At 72.7% G+C, this 23,911-nt stretch carries 16 protein-coding genes; 7 read left to right on the forward strand and 9 right to left on the reverse strand.

Going from position 1 to position 23,911, the window contains the following annotated elements; all coding sequences use genetic code 11:
- Nucleotides 1-42 precede the first annotated feature (42 nt).
- A complete protein-coding gene (locus IEZ17_RS03510) occupies nt 43-1,293 on the forward strand; it encodes an MFS transporter (RefSeq protein WP_189296290.1) in 1,251 nt (416 codons plus the stop codon).
- A gap of 1,158 nt (nt 1,294-2,451) precedes the next feature.
- Here IEZ17_RS03510 and IEZ17_RS03515 read toward each other — a convergent pair.
- From IEZ17_RS03515 to IEZ17_RS03535, 5 genes are all read right to left on the reverse strand, one after another.
- On the reverse strand, nt 2,452-3,645 hold the full coding sequence (locus IEZ17_RS03515; RefSeq protein WP_189296292.1) for an XdhC family protein: 1,194 nt from the start codon (nt 3,643-3,645) through the stop codon (nt 2,452-2,454).
- Nucleotides 3,646-3,711: 66 nt separating this feature from the next.
- A complete protein-coding gene (locus tag IEZ17_RS03520; protein WP_189296293.1) occupies nt 3,712-5,172 on the reverse strand; it encodes an NCS2 family permease in 1,461 nt (486 codons plus the stop codon).
- Between the two features lie 256 nt (nt 5,173-5,428).
- Nucleotides 5,429-7,816, reverse strand: coding sequence for a xanthine dehydrogenase family protein molybdopterin-binding subunit (locus IEZ17_RS03525; RefSeq protein ID WP_189296295.1), 2,388 nt, complete (start codon nt 7,814-7,816; stop codon nt 5,429-5,431).
- A 2-nt stretch (nt 7,817-7,818) separates the two neighbouring features.
- Nucleotides 7,819-8,418, reverse strand: a complete 600-nt coding sequence (locus IEZ17_RS03530) for a (2Fe-2S)-binding protein (RefSeq protein WP_159507433.1) — start codon at nt 8,416-8,418, stop codon at nt 7,819-7,821.
- A complete protein-coding gene (locus IEZ17_RS03535; protein WP_189296297.1) occupies nt 8,409-9,296 on the reverse strand; it encodes an FAD binding domain-containing protein in 888 nt (295 codons plus the stop codon). The genes IEZ17_RS03530 and IEZ17_RS03535 overlap by 10 nt, the downstream gene beginning before the upstream one ends.
- Nucleotides 9,297-9,568: 272 nt before the next feature.
- Between IEZ17_RS03535 and IEZ17_RS03540 the strand changes: the two genes are divergently transcribed.
- The 3 genes from IEZ17_RS03540 (at nt 9,569) to IEZ17_RS03550 (ending at nt 13,836) form a co-directional block, all read left to right on the forward strand.
- The gene (locus tag IEZ17_RS03540) at nt 9,569-11,236 is read left to right on the forward strand and encodes a PucR family transcriptional regulator (RefSeq protein ID WP_189296300.1); all 1,668 of its coding nucleotides are present in this window, start codon (nt 9,569-9,571) and stop codon (nt 11,234-11,236) included.
- A 320-nt stretch (nt 11,237-11,556) separates the two neighbouring features.
- Complete coding sequence (locus IEZ17_RS03545) at nt 11,557-12,414, forward strand: hypothetical protein (RefSeq protein WP_373299718.1); 858 nt, start codon at nt 11,557-11,559, stop codon at nt 12,412-12,414.
- Nucleotides 12,415-12,957: 543 nt separating this feature from the next.
- Nucleotides 12,958-13,836 carry a hypothetical protein gene (locus IEZ17_RS03550; protein ID WP_229851786.1) on the forward strand — a complete coding sequence of 293 codons (879 nt, stop codon included), beginning with the start codon at nt 12,958-12,960 and terminating at the stop codon, nt 13,834-13,836.
- 206 nt (nt 13,837-14,042) lie between these two features.
- Here IEZ17_RS03550 and IEZ17_RS03555 read toward each other — a convergent pair whose 3' ends face one another.
- On the reverse strand, nt 14,043-14,810 hold the full coding sequence (locus IEZ17_RS03555; RefSeq protein WP_189296304.1) for a GntR family transcriptional regulator: 768 nt from the start codon (nt 14,808-14,810) through the stop codon (nt 14,043-14,045).
- 131 nt (nt 14,811-14,941) lie between these two features.
- Between IEZ17_RS03555 and IEZ17_RS03560 the strand changes: the two genes are divergently transcribed.
- Nucleotides 14,942-15,781 carry a (2Fe-2S)-binding protein gene (locus tag IEZ17_RS03560; RefSeq protein ID WP_189296305.1) on the forward strand — a complete coding sequence of 280 codons (840 nt, stop codon included), beginning with the start codon at nt 14,942-14,944 and terminating at the stop codon, nt 15,779-15,781.
- Nucleotides 15,782-15,987: 206 nt separating this feature from the next.
- Nucleotides 15,988-17,118, forward strand: coding sequence for a DUF2637 domain-containing protein (locus IEZ17_RS03565; protein ID WP_189296307.1), 1,131 nt, complete (start codon nt 15,988-15,990; stop codon nt 17,116-17,118).
- Between the two features lie 40 nt (nt 17,119-17,158).
- On the opposite strand, the gene IEZ17_RS03570 is transcribed toward IEZ17_RS03565, so the two are convergent.
- Nucleotides 17,159-17,638 (reverse strand): ATP-binding protein, encoded by a 480-nt coding sequence (locus tag IEZ17_RS03570; protein ID WP_189296309.1) that lies wholly within the window; start codon nt 17,636-17,638, stop codon nt 17,159-17,161.
- A 260-nt stretch (nt 17,639-17,898) separates the two neighbouring features.
- On the opposite strand from IEZ17_RS03570, the gene IEZ17_RS03575 reads away from it, so the two are divergent.
- Nucleotides 17,899-21,015, forward strand: a complete 3,117-nt coding sequence (locus tag IEZ17_RS03575; RefSeq protein WP_189296311.1) for an alpha-mannosidase — start codon at nt 17,899-17,901, stop codon at nt 21,013-21,015.
- A 37-nt stretch (nt 21,016-21,052) separates the two neighbouring features.
- On the opposite strand, the gene IEZ17_RS03580 is transcribed toward IEZ17_RS03575, so the two are convergent.
- Together IEZ17_RS03580 and IEZ17_RS41955 are read right to left on the reverse strand one after the other, a co-directional pair.
- The gene (locus IEZ17_RS03580) at nt 21,053-22,795 is read right to left on the reverse strand and encodes a pyruvate dehydrogenase (protein WP_189296313.1); all 1,743 of its coding nucleotides are present in this window, start codon (nt 22,793-22,795) and stop codon (nt 21,053-21,055) included.
- A gap of 131 nt (nt 22,796-22,926) precedes the next feature.
- The coding region (locus tag IEZ17_RS41955) for a protein phosphatase 2C domain-containing protein (protein ID WP_229851788.1) at nt 22,927-23,911 on the reverse strand (985 nt) is incomplete at its 5' end.

Raw genomic sequence — 23,911 nt, forward strand, 5'->3', positions numbered from 1 at the left:
GAAAGCATAGTGTTCCGCGGCGGGGCCCACAGACTCCGTGGGATGCGCTCCTCCCTCCTCTCCGCAGCGGACTTCCGCTGGTTCCTGGCCGGTCAGACGGTGTCGTTGCTGGGCAGTGCGATGGCCCCGGTCGCCCTGACGTTCGCGGTGCTGGACGCCTCGTCCGGCAGTGCCGGCGATCTCGGTGTCGTGCTGGCCGCGCGTATGGTGCCGCTGCTGGCCTTTCTGCTGGTGGGCGGCGCCACGGCGGACCGGGTCGGGCGCCGGACGGTCCTGGTGGCCGCGAATCTGGGCGCGGCGCTCACCCAGGGCGCGGTCGCCGGGCTGCTGCTGACCGGGCACTACGCGCTGCTGCCGGTGGCCGGGCTGGAGGTCCTGAACGGGGTGCTGGCCGCGTTCACCACACCTGCGCTGCGCGGTGTCGTGCCGGAACTCGTCGGCGCCGCGCGGCTGCGGCCGGCGAACGCGCTGCTGGGATCGGTGCGGAATGCGGCCAAGGTGCTCGGGCCGGGACTGTCGGGCGGGTGCGTCGTGGTGGTCGGCAGCGGGCCGGCGATCGCCTTCGACGCGCTCACGTATCTGGTGGCGGCGGGGTGCCTGGCACGGGTGTCCCTCGGCGGCGGGACACCGGCCCGGCGCCGCGCCGGCGTGGCGGCCGATATCCGCGACGGGTGGCGGGAGTTCCGGCGTATCCGGTGGGTGTGGCTGGGGACGCTGTCGTTCTTCGTCGTGAACCTGGTGCAGACGGGGACCTGGCAGATCCTGGGGCCGGCGCTGACGCAGCAGGCCGGCGGTGCGGCGGCCTGGGGTGTGGTGCTGAGCGTGCGGGGCGCCGGGCTGCTGGCGGCGGGGGTGGTGCTGTACCGGCTGGCGGTCCGGCGGCTGCTCGGGCTCGGGCAGCTGACCGCCGCACTGGGCGCGTTGCCGCTGCTGGTGCTGGGGGCGCGGCTGGGCATTCCCTGGCTGGTGGCCGGTGCGTTCGTCGCCGGGCTCGGGGTCGCGGTCACGGGCGTCGCCTGGGACACCTCGCTCCAGGAGCATGTCCCCCGGCACGTGCTGTCCCGGGTCGCGTCGTACAACGATCTGCTGTCGTATGTCGCCATCCCTGTGGGGCAGTTGTGCGTGGGGCCGCTCGCCCGGACGTACGGCGGCTTCCGGGTGGCCGCGGTGGCCGGGGCGGTCTCCGCCGTCGCGGCGGTGCTGCCGCTGGCCTCCGGTGCGGTGCGCCGGCTGCCGCACGCCGCGGGACGTGACGGCGGCGGGGACGGCGCGCCCGCGGCCCCCGGCGCGTGAGGCCGGGGGACGCGGGGCGGTGGCGATGCGGTCAGCGCGCTGTGGTGGGGGCGCTGCGGTCAGGCCGTCACAGCCACTCGCCGAACCGCCGGATGACCAGCGCGGCGCGCTCTCCTGGGCGATGGCATTGGCGCCGTCGCGCTCCAGCCGCGCCACGGCCTCGCCGTACGTCAGACCGCACGGGGTGCTCCCGAGGTCCTGGAGGACCTGGTCGGCGGCGCGGGCGCTGACCTCGGCGAGCCGGTCGGCGACCAGGCGGGTGCGGGCCGCCGGCTCGGCGGCCTTCCGCTCCGGGCGGGGGCGGCGGCCCGGCGGAGCGAGCTTCTCCGGGGTGAGCAGGTTGGTCGTGCGGGTCATGGCGAAACAACCTCCTGAGGCGCAGAAGGGCAGGCCGGAATGACCGAGGACAGGCCGACGGAATCATCGTGCGGCATTCCGTCGGACCGTTTTCGGGCAGGCCGGAATGGCCACTGCGCAGAGAAAAGGAAAACTGCAATAACTGCGAGGACCGCAATAGCTGCGATTACGGCGACTACTGCGAAAAAGGGCAGCGCGAAACCGATCGGGGCGGCAGGGAACCGCATGGGGAAGATGCGCCGCGGAACCGGATCAGCGGGCAGCGGGAAGCGCCCTCAGATCACCGGCGGAAGAAAGCGCGCAGGAAGATGCGTGGAAGAAGGCCCGGAGAGAGCGGGCGATCAGTGCGCGGCATCACTGCGGCAAGGACTTCCTTCGGGACTCATCCCGATCACCTCCTCGCTCGCGCGGACACCGGCGGGCGCCACGCAGAGGGGCGCCGTCGACTCCATACCTGCCATACGCAGCGGAGCGATCCGTCGTCCTTTCGGCCCGTTCCCGCAATTATCCGGTGTGAGCTGTGTCGCGTTCACGGCAGTTCAGCAGCCGTTCAGCGGTCGTCCTCGCATCGGCTTTCCCCGTGGCTTTCGCGGATTCCTCAGTGGCTCTCGCAGCCGCTTTCGTGCCGGCGCAGAGCGCCCCTTACAAAAAAGCGACGGCACGGGCGCGGCCCCCGGAGGGACAGTGCGCCCGTGCCGTAGCGGCCCGGAGGCCCGACCGCGGGGCCGGCGGCGTCAGGTGCGCCGGTCCCGCGGATGCTGCCGGCTCGGAGTCCCGCCGGACTCCGGGCCGCTGCGGCCCTCAGGCCACCGACCCGATCCGCCCCACCGGCCGGGCCGTGTCGTGGTGGATGGGGATGTGCGCACCGGTCAGCGGAGTGCCGGTGCCGCCGCGGCGGTTGGCGACGATCTCGGCGGCGATGGAGAGCGCGGTCTCCTCGGGCGTCCGCGCGCCGAGGTCGAGCCCTATGGGCGAGCGGAGCCGGTTGAGCTCGATCTCGGTGAGGCCGACGTCGCGCAGCCGCTGCTGGCGGTCGAGGTGGGTGCGGCGCGAGCCCATGGCGCCGACGTAGGCGACCGGGAGCTTGAGCGCCCGCTCCAGCAGCGGGACGTCGAACTTGGCGTCGTGGGTGAGGACGCACAGCACCGCACGGGAGTCGAGCTCCTGGGATTCGAGGTAGCGGTGCGGCCAGTCGACGACGATCTCGTCCGCGTCCGGGAAGCGGGTCCGGGTCGCGAAGACGGGGCGGGCGTCGCAGACGGTGACGTGGTAGTTGAGGAACTTGCCGACCCGGACCAGCGCGGACGCGAAGTCGATGGCGCCGAAGACGATCATCCGGGGCGCGGGGACGGAGGATTCGACGAGGAGGACGAGCGGCGTCCCGCACCGCGAACCCTCCACCCCGATCTCCAGGGTCGAGGTGCGCCCGGCGTCCAGCAGGGCGCGGGCCTCCTCGGCCGCGGTGCGGTCGAGGGCGGGGTGGCCGCCGAGGGTGCCGGTGCGGCTGCCGTCGGGACGGACGAGGAGGGCGTTGCCGACCAGTTCGGCCGGGCCCTCGATGATCCGCGCGACCGCCGCCGCCTCCCCCGATGCGGCAGCGGCCAGCGCGGCGGCGAGCGTTGCGGCGGTGCTGTCCACCACGGTCCCCCCGGATCCGCTGCCCGCAGCGGATCCGGGGGCGCTCACCTGTACCGGTGTGATGAGGATGTCGATGATGCCGCCGCAGGTCAGGCCCACGGCGAAGGCGTCCTCATCGCTGTAGCCGAAGCGCTCCAGGACCGGCTCGCCGGTCTCCAGGGCCTCCTGGCACAGCTCGTAGACCGCTCCCTCCACACAGCCTCCGGAGACCGACCCGATCGCCGTGCCGTCGCTGTCGACGGCGAGGGCGGCTCCGGGCTGGCGGGGCGCACTGCCGTTGGTGGCCACGACAGTGGCCACGGCGAACGCACGTCCCTGCTCGACCCACCGGTTCAGCTCTTCGGCGATGTCCAGCATGTCGGTCTCCTTACGGATGGATGGGGTCCCCACTCGAGTAAAGCCGAGAGTGGGGGTGGGCGGGCGTTACTTGATCCCCAGCCACTGCTCGATCGGATGGAGCGAGAAGTAGACGAGGAAGATGCCGGTCAGCACCCACATGAAACCGCCGATCTCGCGCCACTTGCCCTGGGCCGCCTTGATGGCGGTGTAGGCGATGACGCCGGCACCGACGCCGGTGGTGATCTGGTAGGTGAACGGCATCAGGGCGACGGTCAGGAAGACCGGGATCGACACCGCGCGGTCGCTCCAGTCCACATGGCTGGCGACGCTCATCATCATCGAGCCGATGACGACAAGAGCGGCGGCGGCCACCTGGGCCGGCACGAGTTGGGTGACCGGGGTGAAGAACAGGCAGGCCGCGAAGAGCAGACCGGTGACGACGGACGACAGGCCCGTACGGGCGCCCTCGCCGACACCGCTGGCCGACTCGATGAACACGGTCTGGCCGGAGCTGCCGGTGAGACCACCGATGGCACCGCCGGCGCCGTCCACGAACAGCGCCTTGGACAGACCCGGCATCCGGCCCTTGTCGTCGGCCAGCTTGGCCTCCGTGCCGACGCCGATGATGGTGGCCATGGCGTCGAAGAAGCCGGCCAGCACCAGGGTGAAGACGATCATTCCGACGCTGAGGGCGCCGATGGAGCCCCAGCCGCCGAACTGGACATGGCCGAAGAGCCCGAAGTCCGGCATCGAGACCGCGCTGCCGTTCAGCGCCGGAGGTGTGCCGCCCCAGTCCTTGGCGGTCAGTCCGCCGAGCTTGGTGGCGGCGATGGAGAACACCGAGCCGACGACGATGCCGATGAGGATGGCGCCGGGGACCTTGCGGGCCTGGAGCATGAAGATCAGCAGCAGGGTCAGGCAGAAGAACAGCACGGGCCAGCCGGAGAGGTTGCCGGTGGTGCCGAGGGTGACCGGGGTGCCGATGCCCTTGCCGACGAACCCGGCCTTCACCAGGCCGATCAGGGCGACGAACATGCCGATGCCCATGGTGATCGCGTGCTTGAGGGCGAGCGGTATGGCGTTCATGACCATCTCGCGCAGACCGGTGACGACCAGAAGGCAGATGACGACGCCGTACATGACGCACATGCCCATGGCCTGCGGCCAGGTCATGTTGGGGACGACCTGGGTGGTCAGGGCCGCGGAGACGTTCAGGCCCGCGGCGAGCGCCAGCGGGACCTTGCCGACGAAGCCCATCAGCAGGGTGCAGACCGCGGCGCCGAGCGCGGTGGCGGTGACCAGGCCGGCGTGCGCGAGGGTGTTCTTGTGGATGTCCTGTACCGAACCCAGAATCACCGGGTTGAGCAGCAGGATGTAACACATGGCCATGAAGGTGGTGATGCCGCCGCGCATTTCCCGCGCGAAGGTCGACCCTCTGTCGGAGATGTGGAAGTACCGGTCGAGCCAGGACCGGCCGGCGGGCTGACGCGAGCCGTCGCCCGCGTCTTCCGCCGTGGTCAACGGCTCAGTGGACTGCTGGGTCATGGTGCCTTACTCCCAAGGTTCACAGGGGCACTCGCATCGGTGATGCGAGATTTGGGATGGATATTCGGCTGCACGACCCGGGGGACGGCCCGAGACGAACGGGTGCTGCCGGCCCCTCGGTGGAGCGGGTCAGCGACTGCGTGGTGCGGGGAGTTCTCCGGACGGTGCGCTGAGGAGGACGGACAGGGACACCCCTGAAACGCACCGCCCGGAGGCTTGCGGGCCTGGAGGTGGGTGGCCCCCAGGCGGTATTCGGTTAGGTACCGGTGAGGTGCTCAGGGCGTACCGGCGTCTTGTTGAGCTCCAGCCCGATCGCGTTCCGGATCGCCGCGAGGACGGCCGGGGTGGACGACAGGGTGGGGGCCTCGCCGATGCCGCGCAGCCCGTACGGGGCGTGCTCGTCGGCGAGTTCGAGCACGTCGACCGGGATGGACGGCGTGTCGAGAATCGTGGGGATGAGGTAGTCCGTGAAGGAGGGGTTGCGCACCTTCGCGGTCTTGGGGTCGACGATGATCTCCTCCATGACCGCCACGCCCAGGCCCTGGGTGGTACCACCCTGGATCTGGCCGACGACGGACAGCGGGTTGAGCGCCTTGCCGACGTCCTGGGCCACCGCCAGCTCGATGACCTTGACCAGGCCGAGCTCGGTGTCCACCTCCACGACCGCGCGGTGGGCCGCGAAGGAGTACTGGACGTGGCCGTTGCCCTGGCCGGTGACCAGGTCGAACGCCTCGGTGGGCCGGTGCCGGAACTCCAGCTCCAGGTCGATCGCCTCGCCCTCCAGGACGTCGACGAGATCGGCCAGCACCTCACCGCCGTCGGTGACGACCTTGCCGCCCTCCAGCAGCAGTTCGGCGGTGGCCCACGCGGGGTGGTAGGTGCCGAACTTGGCGCGGCCCAGCGCCAGGACCTTCTCGCGCACCGCCTCGCAGGTGTTCTTCACCGCGCCGCCGGTCATGTACGTCTGCCGGGAGGCGGAGGTGGAGCCGGCGGAGCCGACCTGGGTGTCGGCGGGGTGGATGGTGACCTGCTCGACGCCGAGTTCGGTGCGGGCGATCTGGGCGTGGACGGTGACACCGCCCTGGCCGACCTCCGCCATCGCGGTGTGCACGGTGGCGACCGGCTCACCGGCCAGCACCTCCATGCGGACCCGGGCGGTGGAGTAGTCGTCGAAGCCCTCGGAGAAGCCGACGTTCTTGATGCCGACGGCGTAGCCGACACCGCGGACGACGCCCTCGCCGTGCGTGGTGTTGGACAGGCCGCCGGGCAGCGCCCGGACGTCGGCGCCCTCGCCGGCCGCCAGCCACTGCTGCTCCGGGGGAAGCGGCATCGCCTTGATGCGCCGGAGGAGTTCGGCGACCGGGGCCGGCGAGTCGACCGGCTGCCCGGTCGGCATGATGGTGCCCTGCTCCATGGCGTTGAGCTGCCGGAACTCGACCGGGTCCATGCCCAGCTTCTTGGCGAGCTTGTCCATCTGCGCCTCGTAGGCGAAGCACGCCTGGACCGCGCCGAAGCCGCGCATCGCGCCGCAGGGCGGGTTGTTGGAGTAGAGCGCGATGGCCTCGATCTCGACGTCGTCGACGACGTACGGGCCGACCGCGAGCGACGAGGCGTTGCCGACGACCGCCGGGGAGGCGGACGCGTAGGCGCCGCCGTCCAGGACGATCCGGCACTTCAGGTGGGTGAGCTTGCCGTCCTTGGTGGCGCCGTGCTCGTACCAGAGCTTCGCCGGGTGCCGGTGGACGTGCCCGAAGAAGGACTCGAACCGGTTGTAGACGATCTTGACGGGCTTGCCGGTGCGCAGCGCCAGGAGGCAGGCGTGGATCTGCATCGACAGGTCCTCGCGACCGCCGAACGCGCCGCCGACGCCGGAGAGCGTCATCCGCACCTTCTCCTCGGGCAGGCCGAGGACCGGGGCGATCTGGCGGAGATCGGAGTGCAGCCACTGGGTGGCGACGTAGAGGTCGACACCGCCGTCCTCGCCGGGTACCGCGAGGCCGGACTCCGGGCCGAGGAACGCCTGGTCCTGCATGCCGAAGACGTACTCGCCGGAGACGATGACATCGGCCTTCTTGGCGGCCTCGTCGGCGTCTCCGCGGATGATCGGCTGCCGGTGGACGATGTTGGGGTGCGGTACGTGGCCGATGTGGTGGTCGTCGCGGCCCTCGTGGACCAGCGGCGCGCCCTCGGCGGTCGCCGACGCCTCGTCGGTGACCAGCGGCAGCTGCCGGTACTCGATCTTGATCTTGGCGGCGGCGCGCCGGGCGGTCTCCGGGTGGTCGGCGGCGACCAGCGCCACCGGCTCACCGTGGTGCCGGACCTTGCCGTGCGCGAGAACCGGCGTGTCCTGGATCTCCAGGCCGTAGTTCTTCACGTCGGTGGGCAGGTCGTCGTAGGTGAGGACGGCGTAGACACCGGAGGTCGCCAGCGCCTCGGAGGTGTCGATCGAGACGATCTCGGCGTGCGCCTCGGTGGAGCGGAGCGTGAAGCCCCACAGCATGTCCTCGTGCCACATGTCCGAGGAGTAGGCGAACTCACCGGTCACCTTGAGGGTGCCGTCCGGGCGGAGCGTGGAGGCGCCGATGCCGGCGTCGGTCTTGCCGCCCTGGGTGAGGTTGGTGGGTGTACGGGTGGCACCAGCCATGGTCAGGCCCCCTGTCCGGCGGTCCGGTTCTCGCCGCGGGCGGCTGCCAGCCGGACCGCGTCGAGGATCTTCTCGTACCCCGTGCAGCGGCACAGGTTGCCCGACAGCGCCTCACGGATGTCGGCGTCCGACGGGGAGTCGTTGCGCTCCAGCAGTTCGTCGGCGGCGACCAGCAGGCCCGGGGTGCAGAAGCCGCACTGGACCGCGCCGGCGTCGATGAACGCCTGCTGGATCGGGGAGAGTTCGGTGTTCTCCCCGGTCTGCGAGTCGGCCGGCTTGGACTGCCACCGCTGGGCGGCGTCCAGGCTGGTGCCGCAGGCCCCGGAGGCGCAGCCGCCGTGCTCGGCGCGCTGCTTGGCGTAGTCCGCCAGGCCCTCGACGGTCACCACCTCGCGGCCCTCGACCTGGCCGGCCGCGACCAGGCAGGAGCACACCGGCACACCGTCCAGGCGGACCGTGCAGGAGCCGCACTCGCCCTGCTCGCAGGCGTTCTTGGAGCCCGGCAGGCCCATCCGCTCGCGGAGGACGTACAGCAGGCTCTCGCCTTCCCAGACGTCGTCGGCCTCCTGCTTGCGGCCGTTGACGGTGAAGTTCACGCGCACTGTGCGCTCCTCTCATGTCCGCGGTAGGACTCCCAGGTCCAGCCGAGGGTGCGGCGCGCCATGATGCCGACCGCGTGCCGGCGGTACTTGGCGCTGCCGCGCACATCGTCGATCGGGTTGCAGGCGCCGGACGCCAGCTGGGCGAACTGCTTGGCGACGGACGGCGGGATGGGATTGCCCGACTCCCAGAAGCCGCCGTCCTCCAGGGCCGCGGCGAGGAACTCCTCGGCCTCCTTGGCCCGTACCGGGGTGGGCGCGGCGGAGCCGATGCCGGTGCGGACCGTACGGGTCTCGGGGTGCAGCGCGATGCCGAAGGCGCACACCGCGATCACCATGGCGTTGCGGGTGCCGACCTTGGAGAACTGCTGCGGTCCGTCGGCCTTCGGGAGGTGCACCGAGCGGATCAGCTCGTCGGGCGCCATCGCGTTGCGCTTGACGCCCACGTAGAACTCGTCGATCGGGATCATGCGCCGGCCGCGGACGGACTCGACCTCGACCTCGCAGCCGGCGGCGAGCAGCGCGGGGTGCGCGTCACCGGCCGGCGAGGCGGTGCCGAGGTTGCCGCCGACGCCGCCGCGGTTGCGGATCTGCGGGGAGGCCACGGTGTGCGACGCCAGGGCCAGGCCCGGGAGTTCGGTCCGCAGGTTCTCCATGATCTTGGTGTAGGGAACGGAGGCGCCCAGGCGTACGGTGTTCTCTCCGACCTCCCACTCGCTCAGGTCACCGATCCGGTTCAGGTCGAGCAGGTACTCGGGGCGGCGGTGGTCGAAGTTGATCTCGACCATCACGTCCGTGCCGCCCGCGATGGGCACAGCGGTAGGGTGCTCTGCCTTGGCGGCGAGCGCCTCCTCCCAGCTGGCGGGGCGAAGGAAGTCCATGGGTGGCCTCTTCTACGAATTTCTACGAAATCGGGTCGTTCGCTGCTCATGGTGAGGACGGCGGGTCCTCGTCGCCATCGAGCCGTTCATGTCTTGTTAACGCGGTTGGGCTTAGTGAACGCGCACTGCCCCCACCCGGTGCAGTCACCGAAACCATGAAGCGGTTGGCTGGCCACGGTGCCGGTCTTGTAGATTCGAACGAAAGACGAGGATTCAAAACCTCGCGGCATTCCACCGGCAACACGAGACAGCAAAGAACGGCGGGCGAGGTCATGCGGCTCCGCGCACTCCTGGACACACATACTCTGGGCCTCCGGCTCCTCGGGGGCGAGGATGAGCTGGACCGCACCGTCCGTGGCGTGATGACCACCGACCTGCGGGATCCCAGCCGTTATCTCTCCGGCGGTGAGCTGGTGCTCACCGGCCTGGCCTGGCGCCGCGAACCGGAGGACTCCGAGCGGTTCGTCCGCATCCTGGCCGCCGCCGGGGTCGCCGGACTCGCGGCCGGCGAGGCCGAGCTCGGGGCGATCCCCGACGACCTCGTACAAGCCTGCCTCCGGCACCGCCTGCCGCTCTTCTCGGTCGTCGAGGACGTCTCGTTCGCCTCCATCACCGAGCACGTCGTCCGGCAGGTCTCCAGCGAGCGGGCCGGCGACCTGGCCGCCGTCGTGGACCGGCACCGGCGCCTGATGACGTCCGGCCCCGCCGGCGGCGGACCCGAGGTCGTCCTGGACCTGCTCGGCTCCGACCTCGACCTGCGGGCCTGGGTGCTCTCCCCCACCGGCCGCCAGATCGCCGGCTCGACGCTGGCCGACTCAGGGCCCGAGCTGCCCGCGGAGCTGGGCGCCCGGCTCGCCGGCGAGCACCTGGCCGCCACCCGCACCGGCCGCCGCGGCCCCCACCGGGTCACCCTCGCCGGCGCCACGTACTCCCTCTTCCCGATCCGCTACGAGGGCCGTGACCTGCGGCAGACACTGCTCAGCGACTGGCTGCTGGCCGTCGAGGCGGACGCCGGCGACTGGCCCGAGGAGCGTCTCGACCTGCTGCACGGCGTCACCCAGCTGATCGCCGTCGAGCGCGACCGCCGCGACGCCGCCCGCACGGTCCGCCGCCGGCTCGCCCAGGAGGTCCTGGAACTGGTCCAGACCGGCGCGCCGCCCGCCGAGATCGCCGCCCGGCTCCGGGTGGCGGCGCCCGTGCTGCTCCCCGGGCTGGGCACCGCCCCGCACTGGCAGATCGTGGTGGCCCGGGTCGAATGGGAGGGCGGCGACGTCCCCGGCGGCCCGGTGGCCCAGAGCCTCCTGGAGGAGGTGCTGGTCGACCCGGGCACCTTCGGTCCCGAGCCCTCCGACCGGATCGCGGTCGCCCACACCGGCGACGAGGCGGTGGCGCTGGTCCCGCTGCCGGCCGTCCCCGACGAATCCACGGACGGCACCTCGACGGACGGCCTGCACGCCGACGCCCTGCTCGGCGTCGTCCAGGCCCCGCTCAGCCGCGGACTGGACGGCGACGGCCGCCTCACGGTCGGCGTCAGCGCCTCCGTGCACTCCGCCGAGGGCCTGCGCGGGGCCCTGGAGGAGGCCCGGCACGCCCGCCGGGTCGCCGCCGCCCGCCCCGGCCGGGTCTGCGCCGCCGGCCACGAGGAGCTCGCCTCCCACGTCCTGCTGCTTCCCTTCGTCCCCGACGACGTCCGGCGCGCCTTCACCGCCCGCCTCCTGGACCCGCTGCGCGACTACGACCGCCGCCACCGCGCCGAGCTGATCCCCACCCTGGAGGCGTTCCTCGACTGCGACGGCTCCTGGACCCGCTGCGCCACCCGCCTCCACCTGCACGTCAACACGCTCCGCTACCGCGTGGGCCGCATCGAGCAGCTGACCGGCCGCGACCTCTCGCGCCTGGAGGACAAGCTGGACTTCTTCCTGGCCCTCCGGATGAGCTGACGGGCACGGCCGGAATCCGGTCCCCGCCCCACCCGGCACTCCCCCGTACCCATCCGCCCTCTATCCGCCCTCTATCCGCCATTCGAGGTACCACGATCGGGCGGCATCGCAGCAACGGCGTTCCGGCACCGGCCGGCAGCCGCGCGCCAGGCCACGGCCGATCAGGCTCCCGAAAGCCGCCGTGGCGCCCCCTCACCCGATTGTGAAATCATTCACCCACCCCCTTGGCCCGGCGCGGGAGTTCGTGCTGAGATTCGCCCACTGCATCCGAATTCCCGCTCAATGGCGCGCTCGGGGAGGGCAATGTGGCGGATACCGCCATGTCAGGATCCGCGGATTCAGCGGATTCCCTTAGGTCCGCGGACCCGGTACCGGCCCAGGTGCCAGGACCGGCATCCGCACCGGTGCCACCAGCAGCAGCCAGAACGGTCGAGGGGGATGACCCCCTCGACCGCGCCGTTTGGCGGCTGCGCTCCCGCGGCTGCTGGCACGACGCGGCCGTACTCCTGGAACCACACGCCGCCCGCCACGCCCCCGCCGCGCTGCGCCGCGCCGCGCTCCTCGTCGAGCGCTGCATGTTCACGGCCACCGGCTGGGCCGAGGCCGAGGACGCGCTCCGCGCCGCGGAGGCACTGGCCGGCGACGACGAAGAACGCGGCGAGGCGGCCTGCGAACGCGGCCATCTCGCCTACACCGCAACGGTGTTGGGCGTACGCGACCGCGCCGACGAAGCACGTTCGGCACTGGGCAGGGCCGCCGCGCTGCTCGCCCCGACGGCGGCCGGCCGGCCGCTGCTGGACTTCCGGCGCGGGCTGATGGCCGAGCACGTCGCCGACAGCGCGGACGCGGCCCGCGCCGCCTACCGCCGTGCGCACGCCGGCGCCACCGCCCACGGCGACATCCTGCTGCTGTCCTTCACCTGGCGCCATCTGGCCGGACTCGCACTGCGCGACGGGGAGTTGGCGGAGGCCCGGCACGGCTTCACCGAGTCCCTGCGGATCCGCGAGGAACTGGGTTTCCTCGTCGGCACCGCCCCGGCCCTGGTCGCTCTGGCCGACGCCGCCCCGGACGACGAAGCCGCCCGCCTCCGCACCGAGGCGGCCCGCCTCTTCCGCCTCATGGGCGGCGTCCCCACCTGGCTCGCCGGTCAGCTCCCCCCGGACCCGACGGACTCGTAAGCCCACCCACCCGCACATGGGCCCCGGTCCGGGCCGCCGGGCCCCGGACCGGGCGCACACGTACGGCGCGACGCCATGGCGGGTGCGCGGGCACGTACGGCGCCGGGACGTCCCGACCTCGCGGTCGGTGCGTCCAGCGCCGTCCCATCCCTCGGCCCCGCGCACGTACGGCACGTCCCACGGCAGGCCGGCGGGCACGTGCGGCGCCGCCTCGCCCCGGCCTCCCGGGCGCGAGGTACGGGCGGGCGGCGGGGAGAAGCAGGCACGGGCGGCGGACCATACAGGCCGGGGCCCTGCCCCCGTCAACCCCCCTCCACCGGCCATGCGGCCCGTGGTCCCGATTGGCCGGAACCTTGCGGTGGCGGCGGCGGATCGGCCGGGCCACGATGGAAGTTGCCGGTCCGCGGACCGCGGACCGGACGGTAGCTCCACGTCCCAGGGGCCCCGAGAATGGCCGCAAGTCGCACTGTGACGCGGCGGCGCGGCCTGGATGCTGGTCCGGGACCAGCTCCCTATGGCATACGCCTTTGCAGGAGGCCGACCGTGACAGCAGGAGTGACCAGAACCACCGCTGGAACCGACTGGGGCAAGGCGGATTTCGAGGCGATCTACAACTGCCCTGATCCACGCCGGTACTTCACCACGCTGCAACCCCTGGAGTACCAGATTCCGCACCACGGCCAGGCGGTGTTCCGCGCCGCCGCCGAAACCTTGCAGCGCCGCCGCAGCGACCGTCCACCGCTCCAAGTCGTCGACCTGTGCTGCTCATACGGGGTCAACGCCGCGCTGCTGAACCACCGGGTCTCCCTCGACGACCTCTACCACCACTACGTCGCGCCCGACCGGCAAGCCCTGACGAGTGATCAACTCGCCCGCGACGACCGCATGTTCTTCGCCACCCGCCGCCGCCCCGACGCGGCCCGGGTGATCGGCATCGACGCGGCGCACCGCGCGGTCGACTACGCCCGGTCCGTCGGCCTGGTCGACCACGGCTTCCCGGCGAACCTGGAGCGCGACGCGCCCAGCCCCGCGCTGCGCAGCGCCCTCGCCGGCACCGACCTGGTCACCGTCACCGGCGGCGTCGGCTACATCACCGCGCGCACCTTCGGCCAACTCTTCGACTGCTTCACCGCACCGCCCTGGGTCGCCGCGTTCGTGCTGCGTACGGTGCCCTACCGGCCGGTCGCCGAGCTGCTGGCCCGCGCCGGCCTGGTCACCGAGAAGCTCACCACCCGAACGTTCCGCCAGCGCCGGTTCGCCGACGGCGACGAACGGCGGGCGGCCCTCGACGCGCTGGCTGCCCGCGGGCTGTCCGTCACCGGCAAGGAGTCCGACGGCTTCTACCACGCCGACCTGTATCTCTCCCGGCCCGCCGCCGATGTCGCGGCCCTGCCGCTGGTGCAGTTGCTGCCCGCTGTCTGAGCCCGCGCGTCCGGGCTCGCGCCACCGGGCCCGCGCCATCGAGCCGGCGGCCGTACGCCGCTCCGAACACCGCGGACGGGTCCGCACAGCCGTCGCGCGCGCCGCTCCGGGACACCGCATCGCCCCGCCGCCCGGCACGGAAGGGAAGCCCCCGGCACGCGCCCCCTCCGCGCCCGCGCCCGCTACTCAGTGCATCTCAGCGCATCTCAGTGCAGGTGTCGCGCCGCCGAGAGGTGCTCTCGGGCGATCCGTTCGGCGACCGCGTACTCCTGGGCGATCAGGGCGTCGAGCAGGGCCGTGTGCTCGGAGGCGTCGGCCAGTAGGTCGGCCGTACGGCGCCGGGTGCCGCCGGCCGACCACTGGACGCGGCGCAGCAGATCGCCGGTGACCTGGGTGAGCCGGCGGTTCCCGGTGAGCGCGATCAGGGCCTGGTGGAAGGCGTGGTCGGCGTCTGCGTAGCCGGCCCGGTCGCCGTGGGCGGCGGCCGTGACGCCGGCCTCGGCGAGCGGGCGCAGGCCCTCCCAGCGCTCCGGCGGGATCGCCCTGGCCAGCCGGACGATCGCGGGCACCTCCAGCATGGCGCGGACCTCGGCGAGCTCCGCGAGGTCGCGGGGGCTGGGCTCGCAGACCCGGAAGCCGCGGTTGGGGACGATCTCCACGGCGCCTTCCCCGGCGAGCTGCTGCATGGCCTCGCGCACCGGGGTCGCGGAGACGCCGTAGCGTTCGGCGAGCACCGGCGCGGAGTAGACCTCGCCGGCGACCAGCTCGCCCGCGGTGAGGGCCTGGCGCAGCGCGGTCAGGATCTGGCCGCGGACCGAGTGGCGCCGGGGCTGCTGCCGCGGCGTGTGCGGACCGGGCGCGGCCGGCCGGGGGCCGTCGTCACCGCCCCGGGCGCCGTGCGGCACGGCGGAAGCGGCCTGCTCGGGCAGCCAGGCCCGGGTGTGCGGCCCCTGTTCCGCTGTGCCCTGCTCCATGACGGTTCCTCCTGACGGTTGCCAGCACCATAAGCGGCCGAGGCCCCGGTTCACACCTCCGCGAGCGCGGGTAGGCATTTCCGATAAGGTAAGCCTTACCTGCCAACGCTCGCGATTCGGTGGTCTCCCGCATGACTTCTGCCCTCGCCGCCGCGCCTGGTCTCCACCCTGCCGAAGACGCGTACGCCCGGCTCACCGAGGTGTTCCCCGCGCTGCGGGTGGCCATGTGGGACACGGCACCGCCGACCGGTGACGGCTGGGTGTCCGCGGCCGGGCTGGCGGAGGGCGGCGCGGCCCTGGACTCCTTCCTCTCCTGGGACGACGCACAGATCCTGCGGGACCACGGGCGGCGCGCCCGCCCCGATGTCGTGGCGAGCTTCGCGCTGCACCGGTATGCCTGGCCCGCCTGCCTGCTGATCACCGTCCCGTGGTTCCTGCACCGCCGGGTGCCGCGGCTGCCCGTTCAGGACGTCTGCTTCCAGCGGGCACTGGGCCGGATGGCGGTGCGGGTCACCTCGTTCGGGTGCCTTCCGGACGATCCTGCGGCGGGGCTCCCGGGCGCCCGTGTCGTGGCGGACGAAGAGGCCCTGCGCGCCGAGGTGCGGGCGTCGGTGGCCGAGCACCTGGGGCCCGTGCTGGACGGCTTCCGCACCCGGATGCGGCGCGGGCCGCGGGCGCTGTGGGGGATGGCATCCGACGAGATCGTCGAGGGGCTCTGGTACGTCGGCCATCTGCTGGGCGAGGAGCGGCGGGCGGTGGCCTGGCTGGAGCGGCTGCTGCCGGGCGCCACCGCGCCGTACGTGGGGAGCGCGGCGTTTCGCGAGCTGGCCGGGCCGAACGGCGAGGCGCTGCCGACCCGGGACCGGGCGAGCTGCTGCATGTACTACACGCTGCGCCCCGAGGACACCTGCGTCACCTGCCCGCGCACCGGCGACGCGGACCGCATCAGGCGCCTCACGGCAACCGCCTGACGCACGCCGCCACTCGAAAAGGTGGCATTGATTCGCACACAACTCACCGTACTTGAAAGGGAGTTCGACGCCGCGGGCGTCCAACTGCCCACTCCGGCACCCCTTGGCGTCCTCTTGCTCCGAAACCCCCTGGGAGCGGGGCGGATTCCGTCAGGATGGCGCGCGAATCCGCGCACGCGCGGGCAACGTGAAGCAAGGGGCTCGGAATGAAAATGACCGATATATCGCTAAATTGGCTGATTCCAGCCGTTCTGCTGCTCGCCGGTGCCATGGCCACCACAGTCGTCCTGCTGCGCGGCAAAAACGCCGGTGAAGGCACCGGCGACGACTCCTGGGAACGCAGCGAGGAACGCCGCCGCCGCAAGGAAGCCGTCTTCGCCTCGGCCTCGTATCTGCTGCTGTTCTGCTGCGCCGCGGTGGCCGCGGCACTCTCCTTCCACGGACTGGTCGGCTTCGGCGTACAGAACCTGGGCCTCACCGGAGGCTGGGAGTACCTGGTGCCGTTCGGGCTCGACGGGGCGGCGATGTTCTGCTCCGTACTGGCGGTGCGCGAGGCCAGCCACGGTGATGCCGCGCTCGGCTCCCGGATGCTGGTGTGGACGTTCGCGGGCGCCGCCGCCTGGTTCAACTGGGTGCACGCGCCGCGCGGCCTGGACCACGCGGGCGCGCCGCAGTTCTTCGCCGGGATGTCGCTCTCGGCCGCGGTCCTCTTCGACCGCGCGCTGAAGCAGACCCGCCGGGCGGCGCTGCGCGAGCAGGGCCTGGTGCCCCGTCCGCTCCCGCAGATCCGGATCGTGCGCTGGCTGCGGGCTCCCCGTGAGACCTTCGCGGCCTGGTCGCTGATGCTGCTGGAGGGCGTACGGACCCTGGACGAGGCCGTCGAGGAAGTCCGCGAGGACAAACGGGAGAAGGAGCAGAACCGGCTCCGCAGGCGCGAGCAGGGCAAGCTCGACCGGGCCCGCATCAAGGCACTCAACCGGCAGCACCGCTCCTGGAGCATCGGTCGCACCGGTCAGCGCCCGCTGGCGGTGACCGCGGGGCCGCAGACGGCGGCGCAGGTGGCCGGGAAGACCGTCACGGAGAGCGGGCGGGAGGCAGCGGGTGCGCACGCCGGCCCGGAATCCGCCATAGCCGGCGACCCGGTGACACTGCTTCAAGGGGACCCGCCAAAGCGCTCCCGCCGGGCCCTCAAGGCCGTCGCCGGCGCTGAGGCCGCCGACGCCGCACCCGGACGGCGTACGACCGTGGATCTCACCGCCGAGGACGACACCCAGACGCTCCCGCGGCTGGACTCGCTGGAAGAGAAACTCGCCGAGATCGAGCGGCAGTTCGGGTGAGTGGTGGCGGACTGCGCCGACCGACACCCCCGGCTCCGCGTCAGGCCGGTCCGCCGCCCAACTCGAACCACACACACTTGCCGACGCCCTCGGACCGGATGCCCCATGCGTCCGCCAAGGAACGCACCAGCATCAGCCCCCTCCCTGACGTACCGTCAGTTGTGGCGGCCCGCGGCTCCGGCCGCCCCGCGGTGAAGTCCCGCACCTCCACCCGTAACCGGTCGGTGATCCGGGCCGTCACCACCGCCCCGCCGTCCGCGTGCACCAGGGCGTTGGTGACCAGTTCGCTGATCAGCAGCGTCGCGACATCCGCGTCCACCGCCTCCTGCCCGTCCGGCAGCGCCCACCGGCGCAGCAGCTGCCGCAGCTCCCTGCGCACCTCGCCGACGGCCTTGAGATCGGCCTGCCGCACCTTGCGCTCCAGCGTCCCCGGCGCCCGGGTCGCGACCGCTCCGCCCCCGTTCCTCCCGGCCGCTTCCTGCCGTCTGTCCCGATCCTCGCGCCGCACAGGCTGACGCATGCTCTCCCCCGCCCCCAATGAACCCTCAGCGCTCTGCCTCGAACAGCCTCACGGTCAGCATTCCCATCGGACCCGGCGCCATGCTTCCGCTTGCCGACCACGGCGCCGGTGCCGCGTCCGGATGCCCCCCGGGGGCCCGGACGGACGCCCCGCGCTCGCCACAGGGCCCGTGAGTGGGTATGCCTCCGGTACGCCCACAGCGCGCCCGGTCCGCGGGCCCGGCGCCGGGTGCGCGTGCCGTACGAGCGTGAGGAGCCGCTGTGCACGACGACCGACTGCTGGTGGAGGGGCGCCTGGAGCGGGCGCTGGGGCAGTTCATCAGGCCCGCGCAGTACGCCGCGCGCCGGCCGCTGCGGCTGGAGGTGTGGCATGCCCCTGGCGAACCCGTACCCGTGGACGAGGCGTTGCGGGCCGCGTACGAGCCCTTCGCGGCCGGGGACGCCTGGGGGCCGCCGTGGTCGACGAGCTGGTTCCGGATGGCCGGCGAGGTGCCGCCGGAGTGGGCGGGGCGCCGGGTGGAGGCCGTCATCGACCCGGGCTTCAGCGGCGACGGACCGGGGTTCCAGGCGGAGGGGCTGGTCCACGACGCCCGCGGCGTCCCGCTCAAGGGCATCCACCCGCGCAACCGGCACGTCCCGATCTCCGCGCCCGCGCAGGGCGGCGAGGAGGTCCGGCTGCTCCTGGAAGCCGCCGCGAACCCGGCCGTGCTGCGGGACTTCCGCCCCACCGACCTCGGCGACGTGCGCGCACCCCGCCGTCCCCTCTACCGCTTCGCGTCCGCGGATCTCGCCGTGCTCGACGAGACCGTCTGGCAGCTGATCCTCGACATCGAGGTGCTGTCCGAGCTGATGCACGAACTGCCCGTCGACCGGCCCCGCCGGCACGAGATCCTGCGGGCCCTGGAGAACATGCTGGACGCGGTCGATCTGCACGCCGTCGGCGGTACCGCACAGGCGGGGCGGGCGGAGCTGGCCGGCGTACTGAGCAGCCCGGCGCACGCCAGCGCGCACCGCGTCTCTGCCACCGGGCACGCCCATATCGACTCCGCCTGGCTGTGGCCGCTGCGCGAGACGGTGCGCAAAGCCTCCCGCACCTTCGCCAATGTCACCCAACTCGCCACCGAATACCCGGAGCTGGTCTTCGCCTGCTCTCAGGCACAGCAGTACGCCTGGGTGAAGGAGCATCAGCCGCACATCTGGTCCCGCATCAAGGAAGCGGTACGGACGGGCCATTGGGCTCCGGTGGGATCGATGTGGGTGGAGTCCGACGCCAATATGCCCGGCGGCGAGGCGCTGGCCCGGCAGCTCACCCACGGAAAGCGCTTCTTCCGCGACGAATTCGGCGTCGAGACCGAGGAGATCTGGCTGCCCGACTCCTTCGGCTACACCGCGGCCTTCCCCCAGCTCGCGCGGCTGGCCGGGGCGCGCTGGTTCCTCACCCAGAAGCTCTCCTGGAACCAGACCGACAGGATGCCGCACCACACCTTCTGGTGGGAGGGCATCGACGGCACCCGGATCTTCACCCACTTCCCACCCGTCGACACCTACAACTCCCAACTGCACGGCCGCGAACTCGCCCACGCGGAACGCAACTTCGCCGACAAGGGGCGCGCAACCCGCTCCCTCGTCCCGTTCGGCTGGGGCGACGGCGGGGGCGGCCCCACCCGCGAGATGCTCGAACGGGCCCGCCGGCTGCGCTCGCTGGAAGGCTCCCCGCGCGTCACCATCGAGCCGCCGGCGCGCTTCTTCGCCGCCGCCCACGAGGAGTACGGCGCGGCGGCCCCCGTCTGGTCGGGCGAGCTCTACCTCCAGTTCCACCGCGGCACCTACACCTCGCAGGCGAAGACCAAGCAGGGCAACCGGCGGTGCGAACACCTGCTGCGGGAGGCGGAGTTGTGGGCGGCGACGGCGGCTGTCCGGTGCGCAGGAGAGCCCGGCGGGGCCGCGTACGACTACCCGTACGAGGCGCTGGACCGCCTCTGGAAGACCGTGCTCCTGCACCAGTTCCACGACATCCTGCCGGGCTCGTCGATCGCCTGGGTCCACCGCGAGGCGCGCGCCACCTACGCGGCGGTGGAGGCGGAGCTGACCGGCCTGATCGAGGAGGCGCTGGCGGCGCCGGCGGCCGGTGCGGACCGCGGGGCGGCCGGGCCGGCGGTCTTCAACGCCGCACCGTACGACCGGTACGAGATCATCGAGCCGCCCGACGGCCCGGGCGCCGAAGCCGTCGCCGTCCACGTCCCCGCCCTGGGCTCGGCTCCCGTCCCGCCGGCCGCCACCGGCGCCCCCTCCCCCGTACGCACCCGCGCCGACGCGCGCCGCTTCACCCTCGACAACGGACGGCTGCGGGTGGCCATCGACGCCGACGGCCTGCTGACCTCCGTCCGCGATGCGGCCACCGGACGCGAGGCACTGGCGCCCGGCGCGCGCGGCAACCTCCTCCAGCTGCACCCCGACCACCCCAACCAGTACGACGCCTGGGACCTCGACCGGCACTACCGCAACCGCCACACCGATCTCACCGACGCCGACTCCGTCGAACTGCTCGCGGCCGGCCCGCTCGCCGCCACCGTCCGGGTGACCAGGACCTTCGGCGACTCCCACGTCACCCAGGACCTCACCCTGCGGGCCGGATCGCGCCGCCTCGACATCACCACCGACATCGACTGGCACGAGTCGGAGAAGGTCCTCAAGGCCGCCTTCCCCCTGGACGTGCACGCCGAACGGTCCACCGCCGAGATCCAGTTCGGGCATGTGCACCGCCCCACCCACACCAACACCAGCTGGGACGCGGCGCGTTTCGAGATCTGCGCCCACCGCTGGCTGCACGTCGCCGAGCCCGGCTACGGCGTGGCACTCCTCAACGACTCGACCTACGGCCACGACGTCACCCGCGCCCCCCACGACCGGGGTCTCGGCACGACCGTACGGCTGACCCTGCTGCGCGCCCCGCACAGCCCCGACCCGGAGACCGACCAGGGCCGCCACCGGTTCCGCTACGCGCTGCTCCCCGGCGCGACGGTCGGCGAGGCGGTCGCCGAGGGCCTGGCCCTCAACCTCCCCCTCCGGACCGCCACCGCACCCGCCGTCGCACCACTCGTCCGCGTCGACCACCCCGCCCTCACCATCGAGTCGGTCAAACTCGCCGACGACCGCAGCGGCGATGTGATCGTCCGCCTCTACGAGTCCCACGGCGGTCGCGCCACCGGCACCCTCTCCCCCGGCTTCGCGCTCGACCACGCCGCCGTCACCGACCTGCTGGAACGCCCGCTCCACAGCGCGGACGAAGGCCCGGCACCGGACCTCACCGTCAGCCTGCGCCCGTTCCAGATCCTGACCCTGCGGCTGCGCCCCCGGCACCGCCACCCCTCACCTTGACCACGCGGGGCGGCGCCCCGCCCCACCGTCAACTCCCTCACACCCGCGGGATGTTCCGGAGGTTGGAGCGGGCCATCTGCACCATCCGGCCCACTCCCCCGTCCAGCACCATCTTGCCCGCCGAGAGCGCGAAGCCGGACACCATCTCGGCGCTGATCTTCGGGGGGATGGACAGCGCGTTGGGGTCGGTGACCACATCGACCAGCGCCGGCCCCTTGTGCCGGAACGCGTCGCGCAGCGCACCGCGCAGCTGCTTGGGCTTCTCCACCCGTACGCCGTGCGCCCCGGCCGCACGGGCGATGGCGGCGAAGTCGGGGTTGCGGTTGGTCGTCCCGTACGCCGGCAGACCGGAGACCATCATCTCCAACTCCACCATCCCGAGGGAGGAGTTGTTGAAGAGCACGACCTTCACCGGCAGGTCGTACTGCACCAGGGTGAGGAAGTCGCCCATCAGCATCGAGAATCCACCGTCCCCCGACATCGAGACGACCTGCCGGTCCCGGTCGGTGAACTGGGCGCCGATCGCCTGCGGCAGCGCGTTCGCCATCGAGCCGTGGCTGAACGAACCGATCACCCGCCGGCGCCCGTTGGGGCTGAGGTAGCGGGCCGCCCAGACATTGCACATGCCCGTGTCGACCGTGAAGACCGCGTCGTCCGCGGCCTCCTCGTCGAGCACGGACGCGACGTACTCCGGGTGGATCGGCACATGCTTCTCCACCTTGCGGGTGTACGCCCCGACCACCCCCTCCAGCGCGTCCGCGTGCTTCTTCAGCATCCGGTCGAGGAATCTGCGGTCGGTCTTCACCCGGACCTTGGGGATCAGGCAGCGCAGCGTCTCGCGGACATCGCCCCAGACGGCGAGATCGAGCTTGGAGCGCCGGCCGAGGTGCTCGGGCCGGACGTCCACCTGCACGATCTTCACGTCGTCGGGCAGGAAGGCGTTGTACGGGAAGTCCGTGCCCAGCAGGACCAGCAGATCGCACTCGTGGGTGGCCTCGTAGGCGGCGCCGTAACCGAGCAGCCCGCTCATGCCGACGTCGTACGGATTCTCGTACTGGATCCACTCCTTGCCCCGCAGCGCATGCCCGACCGGGGACTTCACGCGCTCCGCGAACTCCATCACCTCGGCGTGCGCACCCGCCGTGCCGCTGCCGCAGAACAGCGTGACCCTGCCGGCCCGGTCGACCATCCGCGCGAGCCGGTCGATCTCGTCGTCACCGGGGCGGACGGAGGGGCGGCTGGTCACCAGGGCGTGCTCGATCGCGCGTTCCGGCGCCTGTTCGGCGGCGATGTCACCGGGGAGCGAGACGACCGAGACCCCGCTCCGCCCGATGGCGTGCTGGATCGCGGTCTGGAGCACCCGCGGCATCTGCTTGTTGCTGGAGATCAGCTCGCTGTAGTGACTGCACTCGGAGAACAGCCGGTCCGGGTGCGTCTCCTGGAAGAAGCTGGTGCCGATCTCGCTGGACGGGATGTGCGAGGCGAGGGCCAGTACCGGTGCCATCGACCGATGCGCGTCGTAGAGGCCGTTGATCAGGTGCAGATTGCCCGGCCCGCAGGACCCCGCGCAGGCCGCCAGCTTCCCGGTGAGCTGCGCCTCCGCCCCGGCGGCGAAGGCGGCAGCCTCCTCGTGCCGGACCTGGATCCAGTCGATGGCGGAGTGCCGGCGGATGGCGTCCACGACCGGGTTCAGACTGTCCCCGACGACGCCGTAGAGCCGCCGTACGCCCGCACGGACCAGGATGTCGATGAACTGCTCGGCCACGGTCTGCCTGGGCATGTGGGGGCTCCTTGGGAGTGGGGAGCGGCTACCGGTGCGGCTGGGTGCCCCTCCATCAACCCATGGGGTGGCGGGGTTCGCCTCCGGGGTGGGCGGCGGGGCCGCACGGCGCCCCGTCGCGCCGCGCCGTGTCAGGACTCCCAGACGCCCACGGCCGTGCGGTCCTTCGTGTGGCCGGCGAGGGGTGTCTGGGTGGCGGTCAGGAAGTCCGTCAGGCCGGGTGGCCGGGGATCGGACCACCGGGCGGCGAGTCGGGCGGCGAAGGCGGGGGCGCCGTGCCAGGGCTCCGCCAGGCCGGGGGTGCAGAGCAGCAGCGCGTCCCCGGAGCGGGCGAGCGTGGCGCGGAAGAGGAACGGGTCCGGGCGGGCCGCGTTGCCGGGCTCGTACGGCGCGTAGGGGGCGTACCGCGCGTCGCCGGCGTGGGGGACGTGGCGTGCGGGGGCGGCACCGGGAGCGCCCGGAGCGGGGGCCGGGGCGGCGTGGGCGCCGGGTTCCGCCACCGGAGGCTCCAGATCCCGCCAGGCACCGTTGCGCAGCCGGAAGATGCCGCCCGCGCCGATGCCGAAGAACACCCGCGTACGGGAGTCGAGGTCGGCGGGCAGCAGGAGGCAGCGCAGGGCGGCGGTGTACTCCTCGGGCGCGACGCCCAGTTCTGCCGCCCGGCCGCGCAACTGCCCGTAAGCACGGTCGGTGAGCCGCTGCAATCCTGACTTGAGGGCGTCGCGACGGTCGATCCGGATGTCTTCCGCCAATCGGGTGGAGTTGCGGCCGACCGCGCCGCCGATCCAGGTGCAGGCGTCGCGGGCCGCGCGGTGGGCGCCCTCGCCGCCGGCCGGGAGTCCGGTGGCGACGGCCACCAGCAGCAGCGCGTCCCGGCCGGCGCCGAAGCGGGCGGTGAGGAGCGCGTCGCGGCGCGGCTCACCGCGTTCGCGGGCCGCGGCGCCGCGCTGGGAGACGGCCCGGAGCGCGGCGGAACCGCACTGGGCGCCGTCCAGCACGGTGTCCGGCACCAGTGCGTCGAGGGCATCCGGGTCGGCGGCGGGGGGTACGAGGGACGGCGGCTCGGCGTCGGACGCCGGTGACGGCGGGCCAGCCGAGGGGGTGGGTGGTGGGGGC

It is taken from the genome of Streptomyces albospinus (assembly GCF_014648695.1).
Taxonomy (GTDB): Bacteria; Actinomycetota; Actinomycetes; order Streptomycetales; family Streptomycetaceae; genus Streptomyces; species Streptomyces albospinus.

Bases quoted from the DNA above. Each gene is read 5' to 3' on its own strand.
- IEZ17_RS03510 (WP_189296290.1), top strand. From the start codon at position 43: ATGCGCTCCTCCCTCCTCTCCGCAGCGGACTTCCGCTGGTTCCTGGCC.
- IEZ17_RS03560 (WP_189296305.1), top strand. From the start codon at position 14,942: ATGACTTCTGCCCTCGCCGCCGCGCCTGGTCTCCACCCTGCCGAAGAC.
- IEZ17_RS03570 (WP_189296309.1), bottom strand. From the start codon at position 17,638: ATGCGTCAGCCTGTGCGGCGCGAGGATCGGGACAGACGGCAGGAAGCG.
- IEZ17_RS03535 (WP_189296297.1), bottom strand. From the start codon at position 9,296: ATGGACTTCCTTCGCCCCGCCAGCTGGGAGGAGGCGCTCGCCGCCAAG.
- IEZ17_RS03565 (WP_189296307.1), top strand. From the start codon at position 15,988: ATGAAAATGACCGATATATCGCTAAATTGGCTGATTCCAGCCGTTCTG.
- IEZ17_RS03580 (WP_189296313.1), bottom strand. From the start codon at position 22,795: ATGCCCAGGCAGACCGTGGCCGAGCAGTTCATCGACATCCTGGTCCGT.
- IEZ17_RS03555 (WP_189296304.1), bottom strand. From the start codon at position 14,810: ATGGAGCAGGGCACAGCGGAACAGGGGCCGCACACCCGGGCCTGGCTG.
- IEZ17_RS03515 (WP_189296292.1), bottom strand. From the start codon at position 3,645: ATGCTGGACATCGCCGAAGAGCTGAACCGGTGGGTCGAGCAGGGACGT.
- IEZ17_RS03525 (WP_189296295.1), bottom strand. From the start codon at position 7,816: ATGGCTGGTGCCACCCGTACACCCACCAACCTCACCCAGGGCGGCAAG.
- IEZ17_RS03540 (WP_189296300.1), top strand. From the start codon at position 9,569: ATGCGGCTCCGCGCACTCCTGGACACACATACTCTGGGCCTCCGGCTC.
- IEZ17_RS03545 (WP_373299718.1), top strand. From the start codon at position 11,557: ATGTCAGGATCCGCGGATTCAGCGGATTCCCTTAGGTCCGCGGACCCG.
- IEZ17_RS03520 (WP_189296293.1), bottom strand. From the start codon at position 5,172: ATGACCCAGCAGTCCACTGAGCCGTTGACCACGGCGGAAGACGCGGGC.